Genomic DNA, 12,026 nt, shown 5'->3' on the forward strand with positions numbered 1-12,026 from the left:
GGCTACCGCCGTCCGGCCTGGACCGACGCGGCCCCGCGGGCCCGGTCCAGGCGGGCGCGGATACCCCATTCGGCGACCTTGAACAGCGCCTCCCGGATGTTGGAGCCGCTCATCTTCGACTCGCCGAGTTCACGCTCGGTGAATGTGATCGGCACTTCGGCGACCACGAAGCCGTTGTTGATGCTGCGCCAGGTCAGGTCGATCTGGAAGCAGTAGCCCTTGGAGTCCACCGCCGTCAGGTCGATCTTCTCCAGCACCTCGCGCCGATACGCGCGGTAGCCGGCGGTGATGTCGTGGATGTCGACACCGAGCAGGATCCGCGAGTAGGTGTTGGCGGTCTTCGACAACGCCAACCGGCGCCAGGGCCAGTTCCGCACGGTCCCACCCGGGACGTACCGCGACCCGATGGTCAGGTCCGCGCCTGCGTCGATCGCATCGAGCAGCCGGTGCAGTTGCTCGGGTGCGTGACTGCCGTCGGCGTCCATCTCCACCAGCACCGAGTAACCGCGGTTCAGCCCCCAGGCGAATCCGGCGAGATACGCCGCGCCCAGGCCGGCCTTGGCGGTGCGGTGCATGACGTGGATCCGGTCGGCATCGTCCAATGCCAGCTGATCGGCCAACTCGCCGGTGCCGTCGGGGCTGCCATCGTCGACGATGAGCACGTGCACGTCGGGACAGGCGCTGTGGACGCGCCCGACGATCAACGGCAGGTTCTCCCGCTCGTTGTAGGTGGGAATTATCACCAGGGTGCGCTGACTCGGGCGTTCACCGTTGCCGGATGTATCCCCGGGCCGCCCGGTGCTACCCCCTGAGACGGTCATGTGGCTCCTTCAAGGTTGCGGTCGTCGTGGGCGTGACCGGGCTGGTCGTGTCACTCCGACGACGCACGAACCTTCCATTCTGCAGCATCGCGGCGAGCACCGAAGCGACTCCGACCGCAACGAGGAACAGCTGAATGGCCGGTCCCCATCGGGTGGCGGGAGTCAGGTCCGTCCTGAGCCGGATCGCGACGTCGAGGTAGGCGGGCTCGAACCAGCCGGTGCGGGCCAATTCCCTGCCGTCGGGCGCGATCACGGCGCTGATCCCGGTGGTCCCGGCGACGACGGTGTACCTGTCGTGCTCGACGGCCCGCAGCCTGCCGAACGCGAGCTGTTGTTCGCTCATGGCTTGGTCGAAGGTGGCGTTGTTGGACGGCACCGCCAGCAGCTGTGCCCCGTTGAGCACCGACTCGCGGGCGGCGCGGTCGAAGATGACCTCCCAGCAGGTGGTCACCCCGATGGGCACACCTGCGGCGTGCACGACGCCGGTGCCGTCGACGGGCACGAAGTATCCCGCGCGGTCCGCGTAGGACGACAGGTGCCGGAAGAAGCTCCGCCAGGGCAGGTACTCCCCGAACGGCTGCACGATCTGCTTGTCGTGCCGGTCGGTGGGGCCGGACGCCGGATCCCACACGAGCACCGAATTGGTGGCCACGGGGTTGTCGCGGCTGTAGCCGGGCGCGGCCAGCACGGTGCCGACCAGGATCGGGGCCTGGATCGCTTCGGCCGCCGCAGAGATCTGCTGCGCGGCGTCCGGGTTGGCCAGTGGGTCGATGTCGGAGGCGTTCTCCGGCCAGATCACCACCGCCGGTTGGGTGGCGCGCCCCGCGCGGACGTCGTCGGCCAACCGCTGGGTTTCCCGCACGTGGTTGTCGAGCACGGCGCGCCGCTGCGCGTTGAACTCCAGCCCCAGCCGCGGCACGTTGCCCTGCACGGCCGCCACGGTGATGGACCGGTCGTCGACAGCGCCCGCCGCCGAATGCCGCAGCTGCGGCAAGATCAGCGCCGTGGCCAGCAGCACGAGGCTGATGCACACGCCGGGTATCAGCACCGCGGGCGGCGCGGCGGCCCCGCTGTCGTCGTGTCGCCACCAGCCGACGATCTCCAGCCCGATGGCCGCCAGGCTGAACCCGGTCACCGCGACGGCGAACGACAGCAGCGGCGCACCACCCATCTGAGCGATGGCCAGCAGCGGGCCGTTGGTCTGCCCGTAGGCGGCGACACCCCACGGGAACCCACCGAACGGCACCGACGACTTGACCCATTCCTGTGCCACCCACAGCGCGGCGAACCACAGCGGCCAGCCCGGGAGCCGTCGCGCCACGACCGCCAGCGCCCCGAACAGGGCGGGGTACAGGGCCTGCACCAGTGCCAGCATCAACCACGGAAGCGCGCCGACCAGACCGCTGATCCAGGGCAGCAGTGGCACGTAGAACGCCACCCCGAACAGAAAGCCGTACCCGAGCGCCCCGGCCACCGTGGTCGCAGGACGGGTCAGCAGCCACCCGAGCAGGGCGAACGCGACGAACGCGGTATACCACCAGCCGTACGGGGCGAAGCTGATGCACAGCAGCAGGCCGGCGATCACGGCGACCAGCAGCCGGGGTGCGCGAGCGGCCAGCGCCCTGCCGATTCGCCCGGCGCGCGACGGTGACGGGCCTGCCGCGGCGTCGTCGCGTGCAGGCTCGGGTGGTGCGCTAGCCATGGAGCACGGCACCGCGGTGGACGGTCTGCCTGCAGCGCGGTGTCGTGTCGTCGGCTCCCAGCCGGGGCAGGGCGGGCACCCGCGACCGCGGATCGATAGACCAGCGCAGCACGCCCGCCGAACCCGCATGCCGGGGCACCGCGATCTCGAAGTCGTCGGTCTCCCACACCGCGTACGACGCCGGGGCGCCGGGGACGAGGGTGCCGGTGACGCCGTCGCGGACACCACCTGCGCGCCAGCCGCCGCGGGTCGCCGCGGCGAACGCCGCCCTGGCCGACACCGAACTTTCCGGCGTGCGGTGAGCGCTCGCGGCGCGCACGGCCGCCCACGGATCCATCCTGGTGACGGGGCTGTCCGAGCCGAACGCGAGGGGCACGCCTTGGGATGCTAACAGCGCAAAAGGGTTGAGCCCCCGGGCCCGATCGACTCCGAGGCGCTGGGCGTACATGCCGTCGGCTCCGCCCCACAGCGCGTCGAACGCGGGCTGCATGCTGGCGATCACCCCCAAGGACCCGAGCCGATGGGCCTGCTCCCCGCTGACCATTTCGAGGTGTTCGAGCCGGTGCCCGCACCGGGCGATAGCCGGCGAGCCGAGGCGCTCGGCGACCCGCTCCAGCGCATCGACGACGGCGGTCACGGCGGCATCACCGATCACGTGGAACCCCGCGGTGACCCCGGCTTCGGTGCAAGCCAGCAGGTGAGCCTCGATCGCCTCGCCGTCGAGGTAGGCGTTACCGCAGCAGTCGGGCGCGTCGGCGTAGGCCCGGTGCAGCCACGCGGTGCGCGAGCCGAGCGCCCCGTCCACGAACAGATCACCGGCCAATCCCGACGCGCCCGTCGTGGCGATGAGCTCGCGGGCCTGCGCCGCGGTCGTCACCGGCTGACCCCAGTAGCCGATCACGTCGACGCCGTGGTCGATCGCGCGCAACTCCAGCCAGTCATCGAGGCCGCCGATGTCGGGGCCCGCGCATTCGTGGACGGCGACGATGCCCCGCTGGGCGGCGGCGTCGAGTGCGGCCACCCGGGCCTGATGGCGCTGCTGCGGGGTGAGCATGCCGCGTGCGGCGGTGCGTACCCGGTGGTGGGCGTCGGCGGTGAGAGGGCGCCGCGGGTGGTATCCGGCCGTTCCGTCCAGGCCGGGAGCCATCCGGCGCAGCGCCGATGTCACCGCAGCCGAGTGCACGTCGACGCGGGCGAGGTAGGCCGCCCGGTCGCCGAGCAGCCGATCCAGGTCGTCGGTGCTGGGTGCGGCGCGCTCCGGCCAACCCGACTCGTCCCATCCGTGACCCCAGATCGGGCCGTCGGGTTGGGTGCGGGCGTAGTCGTCGATGAGCGTCAGGCAGTGTTCGAGTGACGTGGCCTGCCGCAGGTCGAGGCCGGTGAGGCTGAGGCCCGTCGCGGTCACATGGACGTGGCTGTCGACGAACGCGGGCGACACGAAGCCGCCGTCGAGGTCGACGATGTGCGCATCCGGGTACTGGGCGCGACCGACGGCGTCGCTGCCCAGCCAGGCGACCACGCCGTCACGAACGGCCATCGCGGTCGCGTCGGGCGCGGCCGGACTGTGCACCCGGCCGTTGAGGAGAAGGGTGGTCACTTAGTCGGTTTTGCGCTCCAGCGCGGACGGCTGGGTGTCCGTGGTGGGATCGGGCGCCGTGTCGACGACCTCGATCACCTCACCGTCGATGTAGTCGGCGAGCCCGCCCGGTTGGCTGCCGCGATAGGTCCGGTAGCCCTGGGCGGCCGCCCCCACACCTGTAGCTCCGGCGGTGATGAATGCGACCTTGCGCGCCGCAAGCGCGGTCACCAGCGGTCGCGCGACCGCCCGCGTCGGCGGCAGCAGCAGCAGCGCGCCGACCAGCGAACTCGCCAACCCGGGCACCACCACCAGGACGGTGCCGAGCGCCACCAGCAGGCTGTCGGTGGCCAGTCCCATCTGCCCCTGCACCCCCGGACCGGACAGGCCCGCCTGCAATCGCTGCACGTGGCGCCGGAGCTGAGAGCCGGCCAGCGCCAGACCCGCGAGGAAGGTCCCGGCCAGGGCCAGGACCGTCCAGCCGAAACCGATGGTCGCCGTGAGAGCGACGATCACCGCCATCTCGACCACGGCGTAGATCAGGAACAGCCGCATCACCATGTCCCACCAACGATCATGTCCCACCAACGATCCGCATCGGCATCGGGTTCCTCACGCTACTCGCGCCGGTCAGGGTGGAGTCAGCCCGCAGCCCGCAGTTCCAGCCCGATGTTCTTGGTCATGCCGCCGCGCAGCTTGCTGAACATGTTGAACACCTTGCCGACCAGGCCGTATCGCTTGCCGATCGCGTCGTACACCACGCCGGTCTGGGACCGGTCCAGGATCGCCGCCGTCGCGTCGACGGCCTCACCCTTGACATTGCCGCGCACGTCGCAGGGCGCGATCGTGACGCGTGGCGTGTTGCGGATCCGTTTGACCTTCCAGGAGTCCGCCTCGGTGATCACCAGCAGGCGATCGCCGTCCGGGGCAGCCCAGATGGGTGTCGGTTTGGGCTTGCCGTCCTTGGTGAAGGTGGTGAGCTGGATGTACTTGGCGGTCGCGACGTCGGCGAAGGTGGGAGCCATGACTCCAACGTAGCCGGATGCCCCGACAGGTTCAGCGGACCACCTCGCGGTGTCCGGCGTCGAGCCGACGGGTCCAGCCGCGGACGTCGAGGTGTTCGAGGAGCGGGATCATCACCCGCCTGGTCGTTCCCAGCGTCACGCGGGCCTGGCTGGTGGTGAACGGCTGGTCGAGCCGTGCCAGTGAGCGCATCGCCAACGCCGGAGCGGTCGGAAGCAGCACCACACCGTCACCCAGTCGCAGCAGACGCCCGGCCCGCTCGGCCGCCGCCAGCTCACGACTGCCGAGGCGAAGGGCCGCCAAGTCGTAGGCCTCCGGCGCCCGGAACGGCTCGGCCCGCAACCGCTCCTCCAGCTCGGCGACCGCCCGTTCGGCGGGACCGAGGTCGGCGCTTGCGCCCGCCAACCGGACGTGCCCGCCGTCCCGCTCGAGTCCGGCGTCGCGTGCCACCGCGCCCAGCAGAGATTCGGCGGGCAGGGCGAGTAGGTCACGGGCGGCACCGTGGGAAAGGCCCGGCGCCAACGGGTCTCGGGTGTGCAGTTCATCCAGCGCCGTGCGAAGCCGTTGTTTCCACGCGTCGTAGGTCGCGCCGTGCACCCACCACCCGTCCAGCTCCAGTACTCCGTCGGGGACGGGAGCGTGCCGGTCGGGCAGCAGGCCCAACCGGCGCAGGTGAGTCGCCTCGACGGCACCCCTGCGGGCCACTTCGACAGTGACGTCGCCGCCGGGGTCCATCGCGCCAAGCGCCGCCGCACGGCGTGCGCCGTCACCGCGTCGACGCAGCGTAGGAGGATCTGCGTCGAGCACCTGGGCTCCGGCGATCATTCGGCTGCCGGGGTCGCGCAGCACCAGCCGGTCACCGAGAACCAGCGGCAGCGGGCGGTCCAGTGTCAGGCGGGCGTGGTCGTCGTCGAACGGTCGCAGCCGGGCGGGCACCGACGCGGTGCCGACGTGCACGTGCAGTTGCTCGACGGCCTCGCTCAGCAGGCCTCCGGTGGTGCGACGAACGTCCACGGTGCCGGTTGTCGGCCAGGCGTCCGGGGTCAGCAGTGTGTCGCCGCGGCGGACGTCGTCGTGGGACACGCCGCGCAGGTTCAGCGCCACCCGGGCCACCGGTCCCATCGCGGGGAGCGAGGCGCCGCGGCTCTGCAGTCCCCGCACCACCACCGGGTTTGCACCGCTCGCGCCGAACAGCTCCAGCCGGTCGCCGAGCGCCACCGTCCCGGCCGACAGGGTCCCGGTGATCACCGTCCCCGCGCCGGTGATGGTGAAGCACCTGTCGATCCACAGCCGCACGCGCGCATTGGCGGCGGGTGGCGGAACGCGGGCGAGGACTTCGTCGAGCGCTGCGCGCAGCGTGTCCAGCCCGCTGCCCGTAACCGCCGACACCGTGACCGCGGGAGCGTCGCGCAGCCCGGTGTCGGCCAGCTCGGCGCGCGCCTGCGCCAGTGTCTGAGCGATGCGGTCAGGGCTCGCCCGGTCGGCCCGCGTGAGCACGATCAGCCCGTGGCGGATGTCGAGGGCGGCGATCGCGTCGCGATGATCGCAGGACTGCGCCTGCCAACCCTCGTCGGCAGCCACGACGAAACACACCACCGGCGCAGGACCGAGCCCGACCAGCGTGTTGCCCAGGAAACGCTGATGGCCGGGAACGTCGACGAATGCCACCTCGCGGCCGGAAGGCAATGTGGCCCAGGCAAATCCGAGATCGATGGTCAGCCCGCGACGGCGTTCTTCCGCCCAGCGGTCCGGCTCGATACCCGTCAGCGCACGGATCAGGGTGCTCTTGCCGTGATCGACGTGTCCGGCGGTGGCTACCACAAATCCGGCAGCGGATTCCAGGGTGCCGTTCATGTCAGTTGCCGTCATTGAGCCAGCGCGGCACGCACCGCGGCGAGCAGGCGCTCGTCGTCGGCCTCCGGGACGCAGCGCAGGTCCACGAGGCACGCGCCGTCGTGCACCCGAGGCAGCACGGCCGGGTCACCCGTTCTCAGGCGTGCCGCGACGCCCTCGGGGAGCCGCACCGCCCAGCCGTGCAGCGGGACGCCGGGTGCTCCCCCGCCGCCGACCCGGCCGTCGTGCGCGACGATCGTCGCACCCACCGCGTTCGCGAGTTTCGTTGCGCGCGAACGCAGTGAGTCGGCGGCGGCGTGCAACGCGGCCGTCACCGGCGGCGCCCCCGCGACCAGCGTGGCCTCCAGTGCCGCGAGGGTGAGCTTGTCGGCGCGCACGGCGCGGGCAAGCGGATGGCACGCCATCCGGGCGATGACCTCCGAGGCGCCCAGCACGATGCCGGCCTGGGGTCCGCCGAGCAGCTTGTCGCCGCTGGCGGTGACGACGTCCGCACCTTGGGTCAATGCGGTGGCGGCGTCGGGTTCGTCGGGCAGTAACGGATCGGGTGTCAGCAGCCCGCTGCCCAGATCGTTGAGCAGCGCAATGCCGTTGGCAGCCGTGAGCTCCTTGAGCTCGGGCAAGCCGACCGCAGTGGTGAAACCCTGCACCCGGAAGTTGCTCGGATGCACCTTCAGCACGCAGCCGGTGTGCGGGCCGACGGCTTCGGCGTAATCCTTGAGGTGGGTGCGGTTGGTGGTCCCCACCTCGCGCAGGTGCGCACCCGTTGAGGTGATCAGGTCGGGCAGCCGGAACCCGGCGCCGATCTCGATGAGTTCGCCTCGGCTGACCACGATCTCGGGGCGTCCGAGGCCGACGGCCAGCGCCGTGGTCGCCAGCACCAGCGCGGCGGCGCCATTGTTGACCACAAGCGCATCCTGGGCGGCAGGACAAGCGGCGAGCAGTGCCGCGCGCGCCGCGACACCGCGTTTGGAGCGGGTGCCGGTCACCAGGTTGAGTTCCACATCGACGTAGCCACTTGCGGCGACCAGCGCTTCGAGCGCGGCCTGCGACAGCGGGGCCCGCCCGAGGTTGGTGTGCACGAGGACGCCGGTGGCGTTGAGCACCGGCCGCAGCGTGGTGACCGGACGCGCGGCCAGCGCCGCCATCACCGCTTCGGCCACCGCGTCCGGCGACAGATCGCCTCGGCGGGCCCGCTCCTGGGCGTCGCGCACCGCCTCCCGCACGACGTGCTCGCCCAGCCGGGTGCGGGCCCGCGCGACCTCCGCAAGCGCCAGCAGTGCGTCGGTACGCGGGATGAGGCGACGTGGGTCGGTGCTCACCGGCTCCTCGCTTGCGCTGCTCATGCGCGATCCGCCTCCGGCTCCTCGCTTGCGCTCATGCGCGATCCCTCCTCGGCGGGCCGTTGGCGGAGGCGGACGGGAATCGAACCCGCCAGACCGAGATACTCGACCTCACCGGTTTTGAAGACCGGGGGGCCCACCAGGAACCCAAACGCCTCCGAGGTGAACCTAGCGCTCAACCTAGCGCGTGGGTCATGTGCCCTTGCAGTTGAGGATCTGGCGCAGCTCGTGGCAGACCTCGATCAGCGATGCCGCGTCGGCGATCACCTGCTCGACGGGCTTGTAGGCATCCGGGATCTCATCGACCCAGGCCTCACCGTGCCGGTACTCGATCCCCGCCATGCGCGCCGCCAGGTCGTCGACGGTGAACAGCTGGCGGGCCTTGGTGCGGGAGTAGCGCCGGCCCGCACCGTGCGGCGCCGAGCACAGGCCCGCCGCCGATCCCTTACCCCGCACCACATACGAGCGGGTGCCCATCGAGCCGGGAATCAGACCCATCACGCCCTCGTGCGCGTCGATCGCACCCTTGCGGGTCAGCCACACGTCCTGCCCGCCGTGATGCTCACGCTTGGTGTAATTGTGGTGGCAGCCAACACGTTCGACCTCGATCTCGACGGCGACCGCGGCGTCGCCCCCCATGTACCGGGCCAGCGCCAGGCGGAACCGGTCGAGCATCTCCTCGCGGTTCTCGTAGGCGAATCGCTGCGCCCACGAGAGATCACGCAGATACTCGCCGAACTCCGCAACACCTTGCGGCAGGTATGCCAGATCCGGGTTCGGCAGGTCGACAAGCCGACGCTTGCACAGGTTTTGCGCGGTCTTGATGTGCCGCTGGGCGATCTTGTTGCCGACGCCGCGGGAACCGGAGTGCAGGAACATCCACACCCGGTCGGCCTCGTCGAGACATAGCTCGATGAAATGGTTTCCGCCACCGAGCGTTCCGAGCTGGTCGCGCCATTTCGGACTGTGCTGCAGGTCGACGCCCTTGTCCTCAGCCTCCGACTCGAGCATCGCGATGCGCCGCTCGGTGAACTCGAACCGGCCCGTGCCGCGGTTGTAGTTGCCCGCCGACATCGGAATCGAGGCTTCCAGTGCCGCGCGCAGTTCCTTCAGCGGCGGCCGATCCGCGAGATCGCCTGCGGTGTAGACGGTGCGCGCGGCCTGCATCCCGCAGCCCAGGTCGACTCCGACCGCGGCCGGAATGAGTGCATCAACGGTCGGGATGACGGCCCCGACGCTGGACCCCTTGCCGTAGTGGGCGTCCGGCATGAGGGCGACGTGCGGGTGCACGAATGGCATCGACGCGATCTCACGTGCCTGCTGCAGCGTCAGATCGTCAACCTCGCTGGCGAAGTTGACGAGCTTGGGCGCGTTCGTCTTGAGCATGACCACTATCGTCCCGCCGGTCCGGTGGGCATTTCAATCGAATCTTGCGCGTCCGTCACCCATCCGCGCAGTCCCCGTCGCGGGTAACGTCACGGCGGCGTCCGGCTCGATTTCCGACCGTGGCGTTACGCTCGCGGTCATGGCCACCACCTCCCAGGCGATGCGACTGACCGGCTACGCACACGGCGGCGGCTGCGCCTGCAAGATCCCGCCGGGTGAGTTGGAGGACGCGGTGCGGGGCCTGACCGGCCAGGCCGGTGAGCACGTGCTGGTCGGTCTCGACGACGGCGACGATGCGGCCGCGGTGCTGGTCGGCGACGTCGCGGTGCTCTCCACGGCGGACTTCTTCACCCCCGTCGTCGACGATCCCTACGACTGGGGCCGCATCGCGGCGGCGAATGCACTGTCGGACGTGTACGCGATGGGCGGGCGACCGGTGGTGGCGATCAACCTGGTGGGCTGGCCTCGGGACGTGCTGCCACTCGAACTCATGACAGAGGTGCTGCGCGGCGGCCTGGCGGTGGGCTCACAGGCTGGGTGCCCCGTGATCGGCGGACACTCCATCGACGACCCCGAACCCAAGTACGGCATGGCGGTGACGGGTGTGGCATCTCCAGATCGCTTGCTGCGCAACGATGCCGCCACGCCGGGCCTGCCGCTGACTTTGACCAAGCCGCTGGGCACCGGCCTGCTCAACAACCGCCACAAACAGACCGGTGAGGTGTTCGCCGACGCCGTGGCGGTGATGACGGAGCTGAACCGCGACGCCTCGGAAGCGGCGGTGGCGCTCGGCGTACGCGCCGCCACCGACGTCACGGGCTTCGGGCTTCTGGGACACCTGTACAAGATGTGTCGAGCGTCGGGTGTAGGCGCGGTGATCGACCGTGCCGCCGTACCGGTCATCCCCGCCGCGCTCGACGCGCTACGCAACGGCTTCGTCTCCGGCGGGACCCGTCGCAACCTCGACTGGGTGCGGCCCCATTTGTCGTGCAGCCCAGATGTTTCCGAGGACAATCTGCTTCTGCTGGCCGACGCCCAGACCTCGGGAGGGCTGTTGGTGGTCGGCGAGCTGCCGGGACACCCGGTGATCGGGTATACCGTCGCCGGGTCGGGCATCGAGGTGCGCTGACCGTCGTGATTTCGGCGCGCTTTCAGGCGCTCAGCGTCGATAAGCGCGCCGAAATCACTCGGGAACTCAGCCGGCGGTGGTGATCGAGTCGTCGGTGATACCCGCCGCCCGCCGGGCGGCCAGCCTGCGCTTCTGCGGCTCGATGGTGTAGCGCGGGTCGCGGGCCGACTCGAGCCCGGCCTCGAATACCCCGAACCGGGTCAGCGCCGACGCGGCCATCAGCGCCAGCCCCGACAGCGCCGCCACACCGCGGTGCCGCCCACCCAGCAGAGTCCCCAAACCCCCGGCGATGACCAGCCTTTCGCTCCATGTGAGCATCGTCCCGGGAGTGCCGTGATGCAGCGGCTCGGCGGCGACGGGGTCCATCCGCCGTTCCATGTACTTCATCGCGGCCAGGTCGCCCAACACGCCGAGCACCGCCAGCCGTCGCGCCGGGCCCGCGTCGGCGACGGGGGTGGTCACCATCGCCAGCCCCGACGCGGCCAGGCTCGCCGAGCTGACGAACACGAACGGCAGATCCTCGTGGGCGGCGTTCCAGGTCGGCGTCGCGGTGTCGGCCAGCAGCACCGCGGTGTACACCGCCAGCGGCGCAGCGAACACCCCCGCCTCCAGCCCGGCCGGGCCCTCCACCGCGCGCAGCACCGGGCGCAGCGGCCCCAGCGGCAGCCGCTCCCCCGTCATCCGGTCCACCTCGGCGACCGCGGTCACCGAAATGCCCGCGCTGAAGCCGCTGAGGATCCACGACCCCAGGCTCATCGGCGACGTCAGCTTGACCGTGCGCAGCATGTTCAGGAATCGCTCCGGCCTGCCCAGGTCCATGACGAGGGCGACGGCGCTCAGGATCACCGCGACCATCGCCGACAGCCGGGCGTTGCGCCGCAGCGTGGCATGTCCCGTCAGCTGCGCGCCCGCGGCCAGCAGACCAGACCCACCCGCGACGCCGCCGAGGAACAGGTAGGCCCCGACCTCGTGGCCCCACGGTGCGGGTTTGACCACCGGCCTGCCGTAGTACGAGATGAACTCCGCCTCTGGCACCATCGGCATCTCACGAGCGCCGTCGCCCCCTCCGCGACGCTTGCCGCCACCCTTACGAAACAGCTTTCGCCCCACAGGTTCCGGTGGACGCAGGCTGTCGTACTCCGACGTGCTCACCGACGTCCGCTCTTCGCTCGATGGCTCCTCGCGCGAGCGCTCG

General features: G+C 70.8%; 8 protein-coding genes, 1 tRNA gene and 1 pseudogene. 1 reads left to right on the top strand and 9 read right to left on the bottom strand.

What is annotated here, in order from left to right; all coding sequences use genetic code 11:
* Positions 1–2 precede the first annotated feature (2 nt).
* The 8 genes and pseudogenes from lnt to ADBZ6K_RS17035 form a co-directional block, all read right to left on the bottom strand.
* A pseudogene (lnt, locus tag ADBZ6K_RS17000) lies at positions 3–2,451 on the bottom strand (apolipoprotein N-acyltransferase).
* Between the two features lie 64 nt (positions 2,452–2,515).
* Positions 2,516–4,120, bottom strand: a complete 1,605-nt coding sequence (locus ADBZ6K_RS17005; protein ID WP_526348733.1) for an amidohydrolase — start codon at positions 4,118–4,120, stop codon at positions 2,516–2,518.
* On the bottom strand, positions 4,121–4,660 hold the full coding sequence (locus ADBZ6K_RS17010; protein ID WP_526348879.1) for an FxsA family protein: 540 nt from the start codon (positions 4,658–4,660) through the stop codon (positions 4,121–4,123).
* An 80-nt stretch (positions 4,661–4,740) separates the two neighbouring features.
* The gene (locus tag ADBZ6K_RS17015) at positions 4,741–5,124 is read right to left on the bottom strand and encodes a PPOX class F420-dependent oxidoreductase (RefSeq protein ID WP_526348735.1); all 384 of its coding nucleotides are present in this window, start codon (positions 5,122–5,124) and stop codon (positions 4,741–4,743) included.
* A 31-nt stretch (positions 5,125–5,155) separates the two neighbouring features.
* Positions 5,156–6,991, bottom strand: a complete 1,836-nt coding sequence (selB, locus tag ADBZ6K_RS17020) for a selenocysteine-specific translation elongation factor (protein ID WP_526348737.1) — start codon at positions 6,989–6,991, stop codon at positions 5,156–5,158.
* Positions 6,988–8,319, bottom strand: coding sequence for an L-seryl-tRNA(Sec) selenium transferase (gene selA / locus ADBZ6K_RS17025; protein ID WP_526348739.1), 1,332 nt, complete (start codon positions 8,317–8,319; stop codon positions 6,988–6,990). The genes selB and selA overlap by 4 nt, the downstream gene beginning before the upstream one ends.
* Positions 8,320–8,379: 60 nt before the next feature.
* Positions 8,380–8,475: transfer RNA gene (locus ADBZ6K_RS17030), tRNA-Sec, on the bottom strand.
* A 33-nt stretch (positions 8,476–8,508) separates the two neighbouring features.
* A complete protein-coding gene (locus ADBZ6K_RS17035) occupies positions 8,509–9,702 on the bottom strand; it encodes an RtcB family protein (protein ID WP_526348741.1) in 1,194 nt (397 codons plus the stop codon).
* Positions 9,703–9,841: 139 nt separating this feature from the next.
* Here ADBZ6K_RS17035 and selD point away from each other — a divergent pair, with 139 nt between their 5' ends.
* On the top strand, positions 9,842–10,831 hold the full coding sequence (selD, locus tag ADBZ6K_RS17040; protein WP_526348743.1) for a selenide, water dikinase SelD: 990 nt from the start codon (positions 9,842–9,844) through the stop codon (positions 10,829–10,831).
* Positions 10,832–10,897: 66 nt separating this feature from the next.
* Here the strand turns inward: selD and nrfD are convergent, their stop codons facing one another.
* Positions 10,898–11,983, bottom strand: coding sequence for an NrfD/PsrC family molybdoenzyme membrane anchor subunit (gene nrfD, locus ADBZ6K_RS17045; protein WP_526348745.1), 1,086 nt, complete (start codon positions 11,981–11,983; stop codon positions 10,898–10,900).
* Positions 11,984–12,026 lie beyond the last annotated feature (43 nt).

The sequence above is a fragment of the Mycobacterium sp. genome (genome assembly GCF_044223235.1).
In the GTDB taxonomy this organism is placed as follows: Bacteria; Actinomycetota; Actinomycetes; order Mycobacteriales; family Mycobacteriaceae; genus Mycobacterium.